Annotated in this window: 11 protein-coding genes; all 11 read right to left on the bottom strand. The window is 55.6% G+C overall.

Features of this window, described 5'->3' with window-relative positions; genetic code table 11:
- Window positions 1-720: 720 nt before the first annotated feature.
- A complete protein-coding gene (locus tag ACF8AM_RS18330; protein ID WP_392557036.1) occupies window positions 721-2,334 on the bottom strand; it encodes an alpha-L-fucosidase in 1,614 nt (537 codons plus the stop codon).
- 224 nt (window positions 2,335-2,558) lie between these two features.
- Complete coding sequence (locus ACF8AM_RS18325; RefSeq protein ID WP_392557035.1) at window positions 2,559-4,565, bottom strand: vWA domain-containing protein; 2,007 nt, start codon at window positions 4,563-4,565, stop codon at window positions 2,559-2,561.
- Window positions 4,565-6,079 carry an arylsulfatase gene (locus ACF8AM_RS18320; protein WP_392557034.1) on the bottom strand — a complete coding sequence of 505 codons (1,515 nt, stop codon included), beginning with the start codon at window positions 6,077-6,079 and terminating at the stop codon, window positions 4,565-4,567. The genes ACF8AM_RS18325 and ACF8AM_RS18320 overlap by 1 nt, the downstream gene beginning before the upstream one ends.
- A 200-nt stretch (window positions 6,080-6,279) precedes the next feature.
- Window positions 6,280-7,749, bottom strand: a complete 1,470-nt coding sequence (locus ACF8AM_RS18315; RefSeq protein ID WP_392557037.1) for an arylsulfatase — start codon at window positions 7,747-7,749, stop codon at window positions 6,280-6,282.
- Between the two features lie 107 nt (window positions 7,750-7,856).
- The gene (locus tag ACF8AM_RS18310) at window positions 7,857-8,045 is read right to left on the bottom strand and encodes a hypothetical protein (RefSeq protein WP_392557033.1); all 189 of its coding nucleotides are present in this window, start codon (window positions 8,043-8,045) and stop codon (window positions 7,857-7,859) included.
- A gap of 552 nt (window positions 8,046-8,597) precedes the next feature.
- On the bottom strand, window positions 8,598-9,002 hold the full coding sequence (locus tag ACF8AM_RS18305; RefSeq protein WP_392557032.1) for an endonuclease domain-containing protein: 405 nt from the start codon (window positions 9,000-9,002) through the stop codon (window positions 8,598-8,600).
- A 217-nt stretch (window positions 9,003-9,219) separates the two neighbouring features.
- A complete protein-coding gene (locus ACF8AM_RS18300) occupies window positions 9,220-10,746 on the bottom strand; it encodes a hypothetical protein (RefSeq protein WP_392557031.1) in 1,527 nt (508 codons plus the stop codon).
- A complete protein-coding gene (locus ACF8AM_RS18295; protein WP_392557030.1) occupies window positions 10,743-13,100 on the bottom strand; it encodes a right-handed parallel beta-helix repeat-containing protein in 2,358 nt (785 codons plus the stop codon). The genes ACF8AM_RS18300 and ACF8AM_RS18295 overlap by 4 nt, the downstream gene beginning before the upstream one ends.
- Window positions 13,097-16,654 (bottom strand): dienelactone hydrolase family protein, encoded by a 3,558-nt coding sequence (locus ACF8AM_RS18290; protein ID WP_392557029.1) that lies wholly within the window; start codon window positions 16,652-16,654, stop codon window positions 13,097-13,099. The genes ACF8AM_RS18295 and ACF8AM_RS18290 overlap by 4 nt, the downstream gene beginning before the upstream one ends.
- Before the next feature lie 71 nt (window positions 16,655-16,725).
- Window positions 16,726-18,594 carry a sulfatase gene (locus ACF8AM_RS18285; protein ID WP_392557028.1) on the bottom strand — a complete coding sequence of 623 codons (1,869 nt, stop codon included), beginning with the start codon at window positions 18,592-18,594 and terminating at the stop codon, window positions 16,726-16,728.
- A 114-nt stretch (window positions 18,595-18,708) separates the two neighbouring features.
- Window positions 18,709-19,925 (bottom strand): PDZ domain-containing protein (locus tag ACF8AM_RS18280; RefSeq protein WP_392557027.1); only part of this gene is annotated, 1,217 nt, incomplete at its 5' end.

Here is a 19,925-nt window from a genome sequence, read left to right as displayed (position 1 = left end):
CGGATTGCAAGCATTTTTGCATCCGGTGAACAAAAACGCACGCTTTGAGCGGTGGTTTCCGCGAGTTTCCCGCCTAGCTTGTTCACGGACGCGAGACAGTCTTGGTGGCTGATGTGGAGGCGTTGCCTCTGGTTATGTTTGAGCGTTCTGGAAGAGTTTTAAGTTGGATCGGAAGGAAGAGGAGATGCTGGGTGGCCTTGCTTACGCGGCGGGTTGTGACGGGAGCCGTACGCGTGTGGTGTGTTGTGGTTGTAGCCTTGCTTACGCGTTTTGAAGTCGCGCTTTTTGCAATCGGTTTGATTGGCCAACGGCCTTCATCATCGTAGCCAGGGGCATCGCCCCTGGGATTGAGAATGAATGAAGATGGGTTGGCCAACGGCCAACATCAACCCGCAAGTTGTTATTTGAATTTGGCCGTTGGCCAAAATGGGGCCGTGGTTTTCTGCTCCAGGGGCGATGCCCCTGGCTATGTTGAACGTAGGCCGTCAGCCACTAGAAGAAAGAGCGCAACTTCAAAACGCGTCAGCGAGGGACCGCCCTCGGAACGCCGCTTGAGAGCGGGTTCGTCAGGGATCCAATTCGATGGGGTCCCTCGTTCACGCATCGCATTGGAATTGCGAGATGACCGATGGACTTGGAATTCCATCGTACGTTCCAAAGGGACAGCACAAATCCACGACGGAAATCACGCCTTCCGCAAAGAACGCCACCACACCGATCTCAATCGCCGACCCGTCCTTCGAGATCAACGGCGCGCGTGCCTTGCAACGCCTTGTCCTCATCCCGCTCGATCACATTGGGATGATGCTGCGGCTGATCGGTTTCGATCGCAAACGTCCACGCGTGCTTACTGGTGCCTAATTCCTTTGGCGGATCGATCTGCAACCCCGCGTCGGTCACACGCCAATTGACCGACGCTCCCGAACCAAGCAATCGGACGGAGTGGACATTTTTCGGTGTCCAGCCTTTGGTGGCTTCAATCACGAACGGTTCGCTCGGCATCGACATCTTGATCGCAAACAAGGTGTTGCCATTGGTCGTGAAGGCGAGGTGTTCGTTGGTTTGGTCGCTCGTTTTCCAATAGCGACTGCCGTAAACAGCGTCGGCGTTGATCTTCAGCCAACGTCCCATCGCCCGCAGTTTTTGGACTTGCCATTCGGGGATCGTGCCGTCTGCACGCGGGCCGATGTTGATCAAGAAATTCCCGTTGCGACTGACCACTTCAACCAGTTCGTGAATCACTTCGGCATCGGTCTTCTTCCACTTGTAGTCCGGAGATTCCTCCGCTGCCAAGTAGCCAAACGATGAACCGAACGTCGTGCAACTTTGCCACTTCGGCCCCACCATTTTCAGTTTCAGGTTGTCCTTTTCCAAACACCCAACGCCGGCGGGCCAGTTTCGATTGCCGCCCTTGTTGTTGACGTAAACTTCACGACCATCCGCCGCGGCATCGTTCATGAAGTCGGTGATCATGCCCCGGCATTGATCGTAAAAGTACTGGATCTCGGGACGCAGTTTCCCTTTGCGAATGTCGTTGCCATCCCGCGTCCAAATCGGGATGTCGTCCACCCACAAAAAGTCCGGCTTGTACTTCGTTTGAATCTCTTTCCAACGTGCGACGTAGTCATCGACAAAAGCTTTCGAATAACTGAACTCAGGCCCATACAGCAGACGCGATTCAGGCACCGCCTCCATCTCACGCACAATCACGTCGCGGGGACGACTATTGACCGCGTACAGTTGCTTGGCAAAAAATCCGGGATGGCGTTCACGATGGTATGACGGCGCATACTTCAATCCGGCTTCCTTCAGCGCCGCACCCAGGTCACCCACCAAGTCTCGGTGCGGTCCCTTGTCGACCGCGTTCCATGGAGTCAGGTCGGAATCCCAATTGGCCCATCCATCATGGTGTTCCGCGGTCATCACGACATAGTTCGCACCGACCTCTCGAAACAGTTCCGCCCACTCTTGCGGCGACCATTTCTCAGCTTGAAAAAACGGCACCACATCCTTGTACCCAAACTCGGGCGGCGTCGCACCAAAACGCTCTTGCAGGAATGGGTTGTACGACTTCGGTTCCGAGTACAAAAGCTTCGGCAGGTGTTCCGCGTACCCACGGTCATTCTTGCGATGCCCCATCACACTGTATGGGCCCCAGTGAATGAAGATGCCAATCTTGCCATCATCAAACCACTTCGGGATCGGCATCTTCTGCAGCGACTCCCAACTGCCATCGTAGGGCGGTTGAGATTCTGATTGAGCGAAAACGAAACCGGGGCAAGCACACAGGCCGACCAAGAACACCAAGAGGCAACCAATCCGAGTTGACTTCATTCTTTTTACTAGGGGGACGTGGGATGATGTGGGGAACCAACCAAGGTCCACCAGCATAGAAACGGCTTCCGCGATTGGGTGATCTCTCTCGGGACAAAGATCGCGATTTCCGCAATTCGCGGGCGACTGAAGCTGATCCAACCTGAGCATGTCGCAAACGACCGTTCCAAGCCAATCATTCTCGCCACCGCACACGTTCGTCATCGCCCCCACGCTGTCGCGATTCAAAGCGATGGGACAGTGATCCTGGATCCACCACCGGACCGACTCATGGGCATGCGTGGGACGCCCACTCGAGGAGTCGGACGCGGGAATGATCTCGCTTGGATTTCAATCCCAAACGGCTTTTCCAATTCCCAATTGGCTAGTTCCGCCCAGGGTGTTCCTCGGTGCTCGCTGGCACATTCGCTCAGCACCTGCGTGGCGAGTTCCGCGAGCGATGCCCCTGGCGACGTGTTCATCCGCGGTGAGGGCATGAGATTCAACATGTTGGTGTCGGACTGAATCGCATCTTTCGCGAGATCACAAGCCGCGATGTACTCGTGGTACCGAGCCATCGACGCCAGCGATCTTCCGAGAGCCAAGCTAAACGCCGCCCGCCAACGGACTGACGTTTCGCCCTTCAACATGGCTCGCCAATCGCCCGTTTGTGATTCATCCAACAATTGATCCAACGCCTTCAAAGCGTCTTTGCTGCGAGCACGTTCGCGTTTGATCGCAACGCTGAACCGAGACCGAAACTCAGCCGGTGTGACATACATCGCGGTGAACTGAGCCGGATTGATGGGGGAACGTTTCCCCATGAACAACATCCGAGGCGCTGCGAGCTTTTCCTTTTCCTGCATCGTCCAGTCGGCGGCTTGCACCACGAACGTTCGAAGTGGACTGTTCTGTGCCGAGAATCGCACATCCGTCACCGAGCGATAACTCGGCATGTACTGACGCAACTTTTCAACGTCGTACTGATCCGACACACCATCGTCATAAAGCGTGAATGTGCCGCCGGTTTGCAATGCCAACCGAGTCAATGCGTACGGCCCAAATCCCGACAGCACCCGTTCACGATACGCGCTGCCGTACCATGGCATGGCGGAGACCGGTTGCATCTTCACGTTCTTCAGTGGCACATCCGCTTCATGCCAATACGGCAAGAAAATCCGTTGGGGCACCGCCGATTCAGGGCCTCGGTCCACCGTCAAATAGTATTCGGCGCCTCCACTCGCATCGGGCGCAGTCCAACGCTGCAATCCCTTTTGCATCCCCATCACTGCGGTGGGCCCCAAAACATGAATTACGGCTTTTGCTTCGCGGCAATTGGCGATGGTGTACTCGAGCTTCTGCACGTCGTCGCCCGATTCATCCGTCAGCAACACCACCATCAAACGCTCTTTGCGCCGTTGTTTGTATCGATAGTGATCCAACACGCCGTCGACCGCGGCCATCGTGTTTTCCACGCCGCTCTTATCGATGGGCACCCGAGTCATCGCATCAATCGCATTCACACCAACCAACGACGGACGCGAAACCTCTTGGATCCCCTTGCCGAAGGCGACCACGCTGCTGAACAATCGATGCCGCTCAACACTCTCTGACGTCGCAGGACGACTCAACGCCCCGATCTCATCGTAAAACTCACGAATCCGCCGAGCCATCCGGTCTCGATTGAGTTGCAAACTGATGGATGCGTCGAGCAACCACACCACCAAGGTGTCTCCCTGCTTCAACTCGCCGCGAATCGCGTTTTCAACTGCCTGAGTTGCTGACTCGATTCCATCGGCCGCGCCGACCTGTTCTGCCGTGGACTCGCTGCGTTCCGTGATCGCATCACCACCAACTTCCGTCATCAACGTCCGAAGTGATGCCAATCGAGTCTCTGGCGTCGGCTGAAGCTGCTCCAAGGTGGATGCCTCGATCCCTTCCACCGAAGGCATCAACTCGGGCAACTCCACATCGGTTAACTCTGGCGTGGAGGATGTATCAACCGGCTCCTCTTCAAATTCTGAATCACCCAAGTCCGGCATTTCGAGCGACGCAATCGGCATCAGAGAGAATGCCGCGTCCTGTTCACCCAAATCTGCGAAACTTGCGGTGATCAATTGACCTTCGCGATCCATCCAATCGGGAAAGACCCAGAGCCCCATCACCAGCAACGCGGCGGTGTGAAAAATCATCGAGATCAACCACGGATGATCTTTCAAGTGTTCTCGGATCTCTACCAACAGGTTTCGCATCAATCGAGCGCTCTGAGGGGGAATTGTTCGCTAGGAACGTGCTGCTGTTTCGCGATCGTTTCGATTTTGGCCATCACATCGGGATGCGATGCGCTCACGTCGTTTGACTCGGCCAAGTCCTTCGACAAGTCATACAGAGCAAACGCAGGAGGTTCGGTTTGCCCTTTCTTCAGTCGCTTGGAAAGGTCTTTGCGGATTGCTTTCCACTTGCCCATTCGCACCGCTTGCTGCCCGCTGTAACCAGGAAATTCCCAATACAGAAATTCGTGGTCCTGCTGCGCGTCATCGTCACCATGAAGCAATGGCAGAAACGAAATGCCATCCGTCTTGCTCGCATCCACGTCGACACCCGCGGCAGCGGTGATCGTCGGCAAGAAATCCCACCACGCGCCAATCCAATCTGAAGTTCGCCCCGCCGGCACTACACCGGTTTGACGAGCGATCATGGGCACCCGAATCCCGCCTTCATCGAGTTGCCCCTTCAACCCCTTCATGCCCGACGCGGAATCAAAGTAGTCGCTGTCCGATCCGCCCAAGCGGTCATAAGTGGGCCCGTTGTCCGAGGTGAACAGGATCAACGTGTTTTCGCCCAATCCCATCGAATCAATCAGGTCCACAATTTGGCCCACGCCTTCGTCCATGCGAGTGACCATCGCGGCATAGCCCGCACGGGGTCGAGGGTGTTTCAGATAACCGTGATGTTCATAGTCGGCCTCTTCGATCACACCTTCGTATGCATCGACTTCTTCCTCCGGAACTTGAATTGAAAGGTGTGGCACCGCAAACGGAAGGTAAGCGAAGAACGGTTGGCTTTTGTCTTCCGCGACGCTTTGACGAATGAACTCACACGCTTCGTTGACAAACTGATCCTGTGAATACGTCTCTCCGTGCAAGGTGCGATCGTTGCCAGGTTGAACCTCTTTGACGCGGTTGCGCCACAAAAATTTAGGGTAGTGATTGTGAGCGTGGCGTTGGCAATTGAAACCGTAGAACAGATCAAAGCCTTGCTCGTTGGGATCGCCCGTGGTTCCAAAGTGCCCCAGTCCCCATTTGCCGAACGCGCCCGTTCGATAGCCCACCGACTTCAAGTATTCTGCGATTGTGACTTCGTCCACGGGAAGCGGGTACTGCCCAGGAAATTCAAGCTTCAGTTCCTCTCGAACCGCCGGGTCGATCTTGGGATCACCGTTGTTGCGAACATAGGCGTGACCGGGATGTTTCCCCGTCATCAAACAACAACGACTCGGCGCGCACACCGCGTTGCCAGAATAGAAGTTCGTCAGCTTGATCCCTTCCGCGGCCAACTGATCCAACCGTGGCGTCCGAATCTTGGTTTGCCCATAGCACCCCAGTTCGCCGTAGCCCAAGTCATCGGCAACGATCAACACAATGTTGGGGCGTGACACATCGGCGGAGACCGTGGTTGAAAACAAGTTGAATACGCCCGCAACGCAGGCGAGCAGCAAGGTCCAACGGACCAAAATTCGAGAGGGCATTGAGACGGCTTGGTTCATGTTGTTCTTCAAGTTGTAAAAAAGACTCGTGGCTCATATTCACGTCGCCAAAGCGGCGGAGATGTCTTCCCGCCTGCCCCCAGTGTCACCGTTTGAAATTCACCAGTCAAATCGCGGGGCGATCTCACCAGCGATTTCGTCTGTGCTTCACCGCAAGTTATCCCGAACGGGACTTCCGTCACCGTTGCGAGCTTGCGATTTCAACGAGACGTCGGCTTTTCCTCCGGCAGTTTCCACTCTCGAGGCGGCCAGACTTCAGCAGCGGGCAACCGAGATTCCACGGCGGGACCGACCAGCGAGGGGTATCGCTGCATCGCCCGATCCAGCCGACTTCGCTCGTTCTTTTCAGCCTGTTCCACCGGAGTGGTTTCATTCGGGTCGTTCTTCAAATCAAACAGCTCGCCCGCTTTCAGCTTCCACAGGTCCGAGACCACCGTTTCCTCATCGAGCAGAATAGTTCGCTCCGGCGGGGCAGCTTTTCCTGACAAGAACGGCAACAGATTCACGCCGTCGGTCTGCTGAGGCGGGTGTCCACCCGCGGCAGCAACCATGGTCGGCAACAAATCGACATAGCTGGCCACGGATTCATAGGTGACTCCCGCCGGAAATTCACGAGGCCAACGCATCATCGCCACAACACGCACGCCGCCTTCCCAAGTCGTGAACTTGTTCCCACGCAAAGGTTCATTGCTGCCGCCATGTTTGGGGTCGGCTCCGTTGTCACTGTGGAAAACGACCAACGTGTTTTCTCGCATCCCGTTCCGATCGATCGCGTCCAAGATTCGACCGATCTGTCGATCCATCGCAGTCGTCATCGCCGCGAACGTTTGACGAATCGAATTGCCCTTGCCTCGTTCGCCATAGTCCAACGCCTTTTCGCGTTTGGCAATTTTGCGATCCGTGTTCGGTGCCAGCTTCCCGGCGGGATCAAATCCGTAATCGTCCAAATCCGACCGCAAGGCTTGTAGCGGTGAATGCGGAGCATTGAATGCCACGTAAGCATAAAGCGGACCTGCGTCCGCGTTGCGATCAATGAAATCAACAACGGCGTTACCGACCAATTCAGTCGAGTATCCCTTCTCGTGCACGCTGTCAAAATCGCGATGCCAATCCAACTGGCCGAAACGCTCTCGACTGAAGTAGTCGATCGCACCGTTGTAATGCCCATAGAACTCGGTCATCCCGTGGCGAAGCGGATGAAACAAAGTCGACGCCAGTCCCAAGTGCCACTTGCCAAACATCGCCCGATGATCGTAGCCCAGCCCCGACAAATGCTCTGGTGTCGTATCAAGCTCCGATGGCAGCCCGTGCTTCTTGGTTGGCGAGACCACGCCGCCCCAAATGCCAAAACGAAACGGGTACAAACCGGTCAGCACTCCCGCCCGAGTCGGCGAGCAAATGGGAGTCACATAAAACCGATCGAGCACCACTGACTCACGAGCCAGCCGATCGATGTTGGGCGTGCGAATGTCACTGCCATGAAAACCAACATCATTCCACCCCAAGTCATCTGCAATGATGTGCACGATATGCGGCGCCTGGATACCGCCATCGGTCTCTGCTGAAACCTTCGAACCACCCCCTAAAAAGCATCCAAGGATTGCGACGGCAGATCCGATTCGCAAACCAAACGCCAACTTGCTGAAGCGAACACGAAGTCGTTTCATCATATTCATCCTCTCTCCAACCATGCCCAAGCACATTCCGCCAGCCAGCCGCCAAACGCTTCGCACAGCAAGCCAGCAACTTCGTACCGCGGGTAATTTGACTCGCACCATCAGTTCGTCGCGGCGGGACGACGGATGTTCAGGTTTCGGTAGGTGAGCACGGCTTCGGAATAGCGGTTGGCCGGATAGCCACGAATCACCAACAGCGGGTAGGCTTCTTCGATCATCTGAATCGCTTTGCCGGTGGTTGCTGCCGAGGGTTCGCGTTCCAACATCATCCGTGCGGAACAATGAATCACAAGCGGATCCTTGCATCCCAATTCAATGACGTCCGATCCAACGCCGCGAGGTTTTGATTCGCAGTTGGTTCGTTCCAAAACGGGAAGCTGATCGGGGGTTCCTTGGCGGCGGCTTCGAAACTCCAGAACCACCCCGTCAGCACGGCCGCGATCAAGCCAGCCGAACTCAGAAGCAAACACCTCATCGCGATTGGTACCTTCATATCGTGTCGAACATGGAATTGCATTTGGAACTCCCGTGCCTGGTCTTGGGGCATTTTGCGCTGGTTCAGTGCGCGTTCCCTCCCCTCGCTTCGCTCGACCCTCCCAGAGGGAGGGTGAAGACGGCTTCGCCGTTGAAGTGAGGAATGAATGGTGAGATTCTAACGCGAATCGGGCTCAGGCGTCCGAACTCATCCCCATTTCACCCTCCTGGCAGGAGGGTCGAGCGAAGCGAGGGGAGGTCGAACGGTGACTAGCCAAACCAACCTCCACCCCAAACCACCGGATGCTTCGCCACCTGCTTCCTATCAACCACTCAGCCAACCTTCCAGCGACGCTCTCAATCGAACGTCACTTCGGCTTGGGCTTCTTTGCTCGAACGTTTCTCGCACCGCTGCCCGTTCTCATTCTTGGCTGATACGAGTACTCCATTCCCATCGCTGCAACGATGGCACGTGCAACAGCTTCCGCATCCTCTTCGACTTCTTCATCTGTAAATCGCACGACCATCCATCCGCGTGATTCCAAGTCACGCTGTCGACGCAAGTCATGTTCGATGGTTAGATCGTGGTATCCACCATCGATCTCGACAACAAGTGACTTTGCCAGACAAGCGAAGTCAACGATCCAAGGTGCAATGGAATGTTCGCGTCGAAACTTGAGACCGCAAAGTTGCCGGCCGCGAAGAATGGACCAAAGCAAGCCTTCGGATCGAGTGCTTTTTTTCCGGTGATCGCGTGCGTGGTCGTGTGACATTTTGCGATGGTTCTGTGCGCGTTCCCTCCCCTCACTTCGCTCGACCCTCCCGGGGGGAGGGTGAAGACGGCTTCGCCGTTGAAGTGAGGAATGAATGGTGACATTCTAACGCGAATCGGGCTCCCACGTCCGAACTCATCCCCGTTTCACCCTCCTGGCAGGAGGGTCGAGCGAAGCGAGGGGAGGTCGAACGGTGACAAGCCGAACCAGCCCAAAGTCAGTCGAACATCAACTCCACCGATTCCAACACCGGCTTTGATTCGTTGTCGGTGGTGTCTTCCAGTTTAATTTCAAACTGGTAACCAAACCCTTCGGGCAACCCAGACAAGTCCAACTCAGCCGGTGTTCGCGAGACTTGCTTGGCAAAGCCTGGCACGTGGTCGTAGCTTTCCTTGATGGTGGTCCACTCGGTCCACTGATCAATCGACTGATCTTGATCGACATCCACGCCGACTCGAATTTGCACTCCGTCCACCCAAGGCCCATCGCTGACAAAATCCATCGCTTGCTGCGTCGCGAGATAAAACTTGCCTTCGGCAAACATAATGTCTGGATCGGGATGTCCCTTGCCAATGTTGCCGCACCAAGTGAACGGCTCATCGATGCTCTTGGAAGTGAACCAACCGACGCTCATCGACTTGCTGTCTGCCGGATCGTAGTCGCAGAACAAGTAGTACTGGCCGCCGATCGAGATCGCTGCCCAGTCCCCATAGGCGTTTTGTTCTGGCTTGTGAATTTCGTACTTCGCGACGTTGGTTTTGAATCGCTCGGGGTTTTCCTTCAACCAGTGCGGGTGTTTGTACGTTCCAATCTTACCGGTGGGCTTGGTGCGTTCGTCAATCGGCGGCGACAACGCTTTGAAGTCCTGCACACCGTCGGGACTGACCGCGTGCACAGCCAAGGGCGAATCCCAAGCGTGCGTCTGCGCGTTGATGGGACTCCAATCTTCGAGGATCAAATGAAATTGGCCGTCCAAGCCACGAATGATCGCACAGTCCGATCCATGCGTTGGGTCGTCGTAGGCCATGCCCTTGTTCTCGCCTGGCACGCCGTCGAACAGATCGCCGTCCACGTACACATGCGGGTCCTGGTCGTTGGGAAAGTCATAGTAGAAGTATGCCTTGCCGTCCGCGAATTCCGCGGTGGTCATCCACTTGGCGAAGTTTTCAGTGATGGGGCCATGGTGCACCCAGTTGACCATGTCACGACTCAGCCAAGCGTGATAGCCACCGAGGCGTTTCTTCAGTCCACCGGGTGCGTCGTATTGATTGGCAAACGGAGTCGTCATCAGCGGCATCTCAAATCCGTCTAACGTGGCGGGCTCCGGCCGAAACGGAGACTGTTTGGATCGGTCTTTCCGGTTTCGGCCGTTTCCATATCGACCAAACATCCAGTAATTGTCCGGTCCGAGACTCAACATGACCGGCGCGTCACCCAGGTTGACTGGTCCAAGGTTTCCCGCTGGTTCCCAGTTCAACCAATCAGCCGCCTGAGTCACAACAATTGACTTCGCCGACCGCTTCGTCGGAAACGTTTTCAGCTCACTCTTCAAAGTCGCGAGCTTGGCCGTCGGAGCAACTTGCCCATCCTTCAGCTCGAGTTCAGAACTCGCTTCCAAGCCCGACGTCCATTCTTCCTGCGTTTCAATCCGCCAGGTCTCATCGGACATTGCGAGATTCGGACTACAGACCATGCCAAGCAGCAATGCGGTCAAAAAGGTGCTCAACGATCGTCTTGATTTCATGGTGTGTCCTTTGCGTTGTCGGTATGGGTGATTGTTTTCAGCTCATTGTCGATACCAAGATCCGTCACGGGACCAAGGCTGCTGACGTGATTGCCGCTCGACAATTCCGCCAGCACAATCGGGTGCTGTGTTTCGTTCGTGAGCGTGATGTCAGAGGCTCGATAAGTCTTCGGTGCATGTTTTTCAAAAAGAGCCTCATGCCCCTTTGGCACATCCGGGAAGTCAACGCTCAAAAAATCAAACCTCAAAGCGTAGCCAACGATGATCGGACGCAGCGTTTCTTCCGCAGGCGAGCGTTGCCACAGTCGGATGTCATGCCCCTTGCCTTTCAACGCCGCCAAAGGGTGATCGCCGAGTGAATGAGGAGCGGGCAGCACTTCCAGATCAATTTGTTGCCCCGAGTGAGAATCGGAGTGCACGTACAACAAAGGCCCGTACGCCGCGTTGCCACGGCAATTCTCAATCACACCTCGATGGGGCAACGAAAACCCTTGCACGACGCAATCGAACACTTGGCAATTGGTGACCGTCGCCTTTTTAGCCATGTACAGTTTGATTCCACCACGTGCCTTTTTCACCACGCAATTGTCCACGACCATCTCGCCAGCCCCTTTGTAAGCGCGGATGCCGTCTTCGGTGCAGTTGATCATGTGGTCGCGAGGAATCGGCAGCCCACGAACGTCTTCAGGCCATTGCAATTGATAATCAAATCGCTTGGCCAGATCACGTTCATTGCGTTCCTCGTAACAATCGTTGCTGGGCCGCAACATTCCTTCGACGATCGTGTTTCTCACTGTTGTTCGGTTGCCGCCCTGCACATAAATGGCGTGGCCGAAGGCTTCCATTTTGATTTGGCACCCGTCGATCACCACATTGTCGCCGGTGATTTGGATACCGCAATGCTTTCGCAAGCCGAGCACACTGCCCGCACCGATCCCGTACATATTGCCATACCCGTACGGATACGACCCACGAACAATCATCTTCATCCCGATCACACGATTGTTGTCACCGGGGATCACCATCTCATTCATGCCGCCATACTTGCGACCTTGGTTGTAGCTTCCAAAGTCGGTGACTTCCGTTGAGCCATCGGGATAGGTGTCCTCCACGAAACCGCCACGAATGGTGATCCCATCCCCAGACAAACGAAAGAGATTACGCCCCGATGCAACCACAATCGGCACATTCAGTTTGACACCAGTCAGCTCGACGTCGTTGTCGGAACCGGAAAACCTCAGTCCTTTGCGATCCGCAATGAAGTACTCACCGGGGGTCATCACAATCTGCTGTCCACTCTCCTTCGCAGCTCGCCGAAGCCCTTCAATGGAATCGACTCGAACGACAGGTCGGCCGGCAGAGGTCTCTTCCGATTCGATCGGCAGCAACTCGTGCACGCGAAAATTGGAATAGACATGGTGGGTGGCGACCATACGGAACCCGAAGAATCCTTCGCGATAAGCAACGCCGCCCTCAGGCCCCAGTTGCGTCATCCGTTGAACGATCTTGCCAGCGGCATCTCGGTCTTCCAATTCGACGGAGTCGCCTTGCCGGAATTGATAGACCAGTTTTCCATCCAGGATGTACTGAACCACGTCGTCGAATGCCACCAACTGCACGGTCATCTTGCGATTGGGTTGGATCAGATAGCCAGGGTGGTTGTCTTGTTCATTCAAAGCCACATGCGGAACCGGCTTGCCATTCTTTGACCGGGGGTAGCGGCGCATGCGAGTCGTCGTGTTCTTGCGTCCTCCACTGCTGGCGTAGTAGCCATGCATTTTGTCGTAGTCCGTGAACTTCCCCGAATAGCGAGATTCATCAAACAATCCCTTCTCAGGATCCGCTGGATCGGTCGCCATCCAAAACTGATTCAAATCCCGCGGTTCCACACCGCGAATCGCGGGTTCATGGGTAGGGCAAACCACGTCATACGTGATCGCAATTCGCGTTGGCAATTTGTCCCGGTACCAAACCGTGCATCCACGCCCGGGAACCAAACAATCCAACGTCCCGTCGTTTGCTCGAACGGATGCCTCGGGGAACCCTTGGCGGTCTTCGATCTGCACCACCCAGTCATCGAGGGATTGAAAGTTGTCTTTCGCGAGCGACTCGCCGACACGAAATGTTCCAACGCCATAACCGAGCACCACAGGCGACGACTCGTCCACCTGAACAGATCCCCTCGTTTCGACCTGGCTCGCCGTTCCCGCACCCGACGCGTCGAAGTGACCACCGCCGAACAAAACGGCAAAAACAATCAACAAACGGGATGCATACAAAGGACGCTGCATGGAAATGACTTTTGAAACAAACCTTGAATTCGGATAAGGAAGCAAACGATGCACGCCGTTCATTCCGTTGCCCTCGCTTCTTCCTTGGATTCTGTGTCACCGCACTGAACCCAGACATCTTGATGATACTTGTTGTCCTCCTTCACCACTTGCGAATTCAGCACGCTGGACAAACGCGTCCAGGTCCCGTTCGCATTGGAGGCGCCTTCGGCAGGAGGTTCGACCAGGGCATATCCCACCAAACGTTTCCACTGGCTGTGGTTGCGATCGAGAAAGTAGCCGCGAACGCTAGCGAAATAGTCTCGCTGCGGGTGATCGCTTGGCAATTCCAAATCCAGCGGTTGGCTTTCGACAAAGTAATAAGGATCGGTGGTCAAAACGTTTTGCTCCGTTTCGGCATGTTCGATTTCAAACACCGGCAAGGATCCGGAAACCGGCTTCGCAAACAACTGCATCGACACGTCGCCACAAACAACCGTCGTCATCGGGCACTGGTCCGCACGGAAGTCCAACAGGCCGTAATCGACGTGGTCCACCAACGATTCAGCCCGCTTCATGGTCGCCGCTTTTTCACCAACGACCAGGTAACTGCGAAACCAAATCGTCGATCCCGGAACGATGCGAAGCTTTGGGATGATCTCGCAAACGTCGTAGTTACGAAAACTATTTTCCGGCCGAGTCGCCCAATCTTTCCATTCGTTGTTGTAGAGCGGATGGCTCGCACGCCAATCGCGATACAGAGAGTGTTTGAATTGGCAATAAGCTTCGCCGTTGGCCTTGCGTTTCAACTCGCGTTCCAAATGTTTGTCGCGACCGTACACCAACGCCAAACTTGGGCTGTCGTCCGCATCGGATTGACACGACAGATTCCACCCCGCCGTCTCGCGAACGTTGACCGTGCCGTGTTCGCTCAAGAAGCCTTCTCGCTCAAGCAATTCGCCCTCCGGAGAAGCCACGTAACGAAGCGGCAAACTGCTGATCCGTGTGCCGCCCCAAGGTGCATTGAGGTGATCAAAAACGACGTCCTCTCGTTGGCTGAAATTGTGCACCACCCAAGTCATCTCGATCACGCCATCGCCCGCATCGCGAATCTGCGTGTAGTACAGCAACGGCGATCGATGCACGCTTCGGATCTGAGGAACCAACCCCCAATTCAACATTCGAATGGCACGAGCGTCTTCGTCGATCTCGTAGGCCAGCAGCGGGCAATACAGTGACTTCAGCTCCGACGAGTTAGGAATGTACGCACCCGAGTTGTGAACGAAGAAAGTGTCACTCAGCCCAAGTTCCGCCAGTTCGTTCTTGACCGCCTCGATTTGTGATGAATGTTGTCTCGACTGGCGTTGGTTTGCTCGCGGCGTCTTGATGCCGTTGAACTGAGTGCACACAGCAACAAACTGCCAAACCTCGTCGTTCCAAGGTGATAGTTTGCCGCCCGGTTTTCTCCAAGAAGGAGGCAAGCTCTCGCCGAACGAGCCTCGCAGCGAATAGATCTGACCGCCTTTGCCCATTCGCAATTGAAACGAATCGGCGGGCGATTGTTGATGCTGCATCTCCACCTGGAACACGGCCGCTTCATCGATCCGGTCGTCCCACACACTAGGGCTGGGCGTATACTGCGTCCGAAATTTGGTATCGCCGTTAAGCGAGTTGACTCCAACCGTGGACGCAGGAAACACGTCCAATCTTGGATTGGCGGAGTCGACCTTTTGAGTTGTCCATCGCAAGTTTCGAAATTGAGGTGGTTCGCCATCCCAACGCCCGCCGACGATTCGTGAGTGCGCCGACTCGCCCCGTCCACTCGAGAGACGTTCGACATCGCTCAGTTTCAATTGACGAATGCCTTCCCAAGTGGCAAGCGACTTTCCGGCAGCATTCTGAAAATCGCCGGGCGTCAACTCGATTGCTTGCCAAGTCTCACCGCCATCGAGTTTGACGGTCGCCGCATGCTCATCGACCATGACCACCAACGCATTCGTTTGATCTGAATGCACCTCCAGAGCCAGCTTCGCATTGACGGGACCCTTGTACTGATCGGTGCTGAGCTTGTTCGTCGTTCGAGCCCACTGTTCCGGCCGATAGGTTAACCATTCCCGCTCCCAACCGGTCGCGAAATCTTCGATGAGTTTGGTGTGCTGCTTGGTCGCTTTGACACCGGAAGCACGCAACTGTTCGGAGTCAAACATCTGAACCACCGAAGACAGATTCACTTCATCGGTGCGATAGGTTCGGTAGTAGTATCCAACACCTTCCACCGATTCAGGCAGCCGGTAAGTCACGTTGGCGTAAACCCACAACGGTTGACTCACACTGGAAATCGGCATTTTCGCGGTCCAGCCGTCATCACCTTCGGTGGCGGAAACATGGTGCCAGAATCGATGCACGACGTCGTCTCGATCGGCTGGAGTTTCGCCGGGTTTGCCGTTTTGGGTGTAGTACACATCGACTGACTCGATCGGCAGGGACGCATCCACCTGAACCTTGGCCTTTGGAACGCCATCGGAACCGTCCCAATCCATCGTCAATTGCGGCGACATCGGAAATTGAAAGGCGTTCTTCAGATGCTGGTCAAACCAAAGCAACGTCGCCGCCTCATACTCGGGCGTGTCTTGGTGGTTGTGATAGGGCGAGCAAGTCACTCGCCAATCGTTGCTTCGAATCTCACTCACCGCACTGGGCAGATCACCGATCCGTCCATGAAAATCATTCGCGGGGCTGAGGAACATGATCGGGCATTGGATCTCACTCAGACTGACGTCATCGCCCAGCGTCTTTCGAAACAGCTCGCTGTCGTTGTAACGATCACTGATTCCGCCGCACGATGGAGCGGCGGCTTTGACCCGGGAATCCACCGCGGTCAGCACTGTCAGTTTGCCGCCCATGGAGTGCCCGTAGACGCCAAGTCGGTTTGCGTCGACTTCCGGTTGCGATTCCAAAAACGTCAACGCTCGACGGGCAGCGATCGCGCACAAGAACCAACCGCTGTTGCGTGGCGATTCCACATCGTCCAACGTCCACTCCGCTGGCTTCGCACTTGGGAACTGATTCCCAGGATTGCGTGAAGGAGCGTGATAGCCATCCACCACGCCCCAATCCGTGGTCAGCCTGTAGGTGGGGTCATCCGTTTTCTGATCCCAGAACAACTTCACTTCATCGCGTGAAACTCGATAGCCAGGTGCTGAGATCCGACCGGCCCAAGCGATCGAGACCGTCGCATAGCCTCGTTTCGCATTGGCAACGCAAGCCTTGTGGTCGGCAAACTGACCGCCGCCGTGAATTTGAACCAACCCCGGCAGGTTGGTGGCACCTTTGGGAGCCCCATAAACCGCCGCCAGTTTGGCTTCGTGTCCTTTCAACACACCAATTCGAAAGCGAACGACCTTGAGATCGACGCCGCTTTCTTCCCATTCTCTCACCACCTCCACATTCAGCGGCTCGCTCTTCGGATCAAAGCCTCGCCACATCTCCTCAAAATTTCCCGGAGCGTGTCCGTCGACGAGCGCCGGCAACGTCTCATCCAATTGTGCCGACGCAGGATCCGCGCCGTACAAAACAACCATGAAAGCCAACAACACACAGCGAACCGGCGCACATCGATGACGAGGAGAGAACTTCATAGGACCGAGGTTGGATTGGTGGGAAGGTTGGGGAATGAGAGCGGATCCGAGAGGCAGTCGTTGCTGTCCAACTATCTTGGGATCGCTCGTTTCGAATAAGGTTCCGACGATTCCTTTGCGAATTTCATGGTTGGGTAACTGACCAGAAAATGATTTTCATCGATCAGGTTGAAAACGTAGTGCGTCGCCTCTTTGGGCAGTTCAACCTCCACACGGTCCCCCACCATTTTCGCGGGCAGTCGATACCATTCCTCGTATCGTTCGCCTCCGTTGTCCGTGTAGATCAGATTGGCTTTCACCACCTTCGCCCCGTTCGTTTGAAACTTCGCCCACACGATGTTCCCGTCTCGCCCGTGATCGGAAACCTCGCAAACCTTGTCTTTGTTGGGCAAACGACGCAAACAATTTGGGTTCAGATAGGGCGTGCTCGCGGCCGTTTCATCGAGACGCTGTTGCAGCTCTTCGTTCATCGCCGCTGCCTTCTTCGGCATGTCAGCAACCAAGTTTCTGGCCTCCTCAATGTCCACGCGTTGGTTCCGCTCGTCATAGAGGCGGTACAACTCCAGCGGATTGTCACCGCCCTGCAAGACATCGTTCCAATTTCGAATCAGCTTGTAGCCGCCGACGCGAAGAGTGGACTGCATCGACGAGTGCGGGAAGTGCCAGAACATCGAATCACGAGGCTTTCCGTCGCGACCAACGATCAGGGACGCATCATTCGGGTCAGAACCAAGCAACGACGACAGGTCTGCTCCATCGAGATGCTGCGCGGCCGGTTTGGGTGTTCCGGTCCAAGACAAAATGGTTGGATAGAAATCCAATCCGTTGACCATCGCATTGGATTCTGTTCCTGGTGCGATCCCTGGACCGCGAATAATCAATGGGACGCGGACGCCGCCTTCCTTCGCGTTGATTTTGCCTTTGTCGAGCGGATAGTTGTCGGTGATGATCTCGCCGGGATGACGCTCCATCCCGCCGTTGTCCGACGTGAAGATCACATATGTGTTTTCACTCAAGCGGTGTCCGGGCCAGCGAGGATCTTCCGTGGTTTCAAGGTAGCGTAACACCTTGCCAACATAGTGATCCAGCATCTCGACCATCGCGCCGTAGAACGGATTGCGTTGGCCCTTGAGTTCCCAGATCTTCGGATCAGTCGGGAAAGGGACCTTCATCTTTTCGCAGTACTTCCGCAGCAGGCGTTCCGATCGCGTGTGAATCGGAGCGTGCACCAAGTACGTTGCGTGATACAGAAAAAAGGGTTCCGTTTTGGCTTCGTCGATGAACGACATCGCGTCAGCCACATTCTGATGAAACGGGAATCCATCCTCATCCAGCTTGTAGGGATCGTCGTCCGCATCGCTGGCGAATCCGGACAAGCGGTTGGGACGCATGGAGCGGGTCACGCCTCGATCGGCCCGAGTGAAATCGAAACCTTGATCTTCTGGTTGTGGGAACGCGAAATGATTGATCGCGACATGCCATTTCCCCGCGTGCCCCGTCCGATACCCGTTTTCGCGAAGCGCCTCAGCGATTGTGACTTCGCTCAACTTCATTCGGCCGCTGTACCACGGCGAGATCAGCGGCGTCTTCTTGGTGTAAGGCGACGGAGGTGCTCCTCCAACCACATGAGTCTTCTGCGTCCGTGCAGGATGCTTGCCAGACAGGATCGCAGCCCTCGACGGGGCACAAGTTGGTGCCGGCGAATACGCTTGCCAAAACAAGACGCCCTGCTGACTCAGCCGATCGATGTTGGGCGTCTCATAGGGGCAGGGTTCGTCAATATCGTAGCAACCGACGTCTTGCCAACCGAGATCATCCGTCAATAGCAACACCACATTGGGCTTGTTCGGACGGTCCTGCGAGAACGCTGGAGCAGCGAAACCGATCGCACCAACAACGGCGCACGTGACCAATGCCTGAAATTTCAGGTAGCGAGACATGAGGATTCACCGAGGGTGAGGGGAGGGAGGTGAAAGTAGGGGCGGGAGGTGAAGGTAGGGGCGGGAAGGAGGGAGGTTGTTTGATCGGACTTCAATCGTGGCGAACGCCGGCGCTCACCGCGTCAGAACTTGCAGTTCTTGAAAGGCAGTGTTCTCACCGCGCTGGGTAACAGGTTGGACCTTCCAAACGATCCATCGAAAACGGCCCAGCGATTGATCCTCGCGTGACCGCAACTCGACCGAGCAATACTTGCCGTGCTTCAGACCGGTGGTGTCAATCGTGGTCAGGGGAACAAACTTGGACCGATCTTCGACGTTCCATCCGGGATCGGAGTCCATCGCACTCGCATACAAGGTCAGCTTTTGCGGGCCCCGCACAGCGTTCAAGTTCGTTGACCAACTGACGATGGAGGAAACTTCCGCGACGGTTCCCAGGTCCACTCGGTACGCCCCCGAGCGGACTCCGTTTGCGAACACGGGACCGTATCCGTCCGCCAATTCGCCATCGAGGAGCGTTCCAACGGGTGCATCGCGAACGGAATCATTGGCTTCGACTTTGGCATCCGAACCGAGTGTCTCGTTGAGTTTTCCTGCAGCGGCAGCGGACTCGAAGTTTCCAACGATGACCATCGGCGTTTTCTCGATCGAAAGCTCGATCATCCGTTGTTCTCGAACCACTTTGAGCTGCAACGACGAACCGCTCGCTCGCTGATATTCCGCCAACAAGTCGGAAACCGTTCGCACCGGTTTCCCATTGATTGCTTGGACAAGATCGCCGTTTTGCAAACCGGCCTCCGCGGCGAAGGTGGACGCCGCGACGGCCGCCAACGCCACGCCGCCGTCTTCCTTGGCAACGCCGTATGCCGAGAACTCCGCCCCTTTCAGATCCGCCACTCTCGCACCCAACCAATAGATCGGCTGAGGCCGCGTCACACGCCCGCTGTCCGAACGCGGTTTGTTGAGCGAACTCTTGACATCCAGTTCCGGAATCACAGGCGTCGCCGCAATCTTTTTCAACGAAGGCTTTTTCACTCCGAATTGGTCCATCGGAAAGTTTTTGAAACCGATCGCCATCGCAGGTGAACCAGCTTCCACCCGAAAGTCTCCCGTTTCGGGATCCACGAATTTCGGATCCGCGACAATCGAATTCACATCCCAACCAAAATCGGCATAACGAGCCTTCATGTCCGGAGCGTGGGCGTAGTAAAGGTTCCCGTCGACACGTTTTCCCTTGGCTGTTTCGGTCGGCATCCGAGCACCTTGCGGTGCGGCCATGAAGATGTTGCTGAAGACTTCATCGCCGCTGTGGTTGTACCAGACGTGCGGGTGCA

This window comes from Rhodopirellula sp. JB055, from assembly GCF_043100905.1.
In the GTDB taxonomy this organism is placed as follows: Bacteria; Planctomycetota; Planctomycetia; order Pirellulales; family Pirellulaceae; genus Rhodopirellula.
The sequence above is the reverse complement of the archived record's forward strand: the minus strand, read 5'-3'. Positions and strand labels throughout refer to the sequence as shown.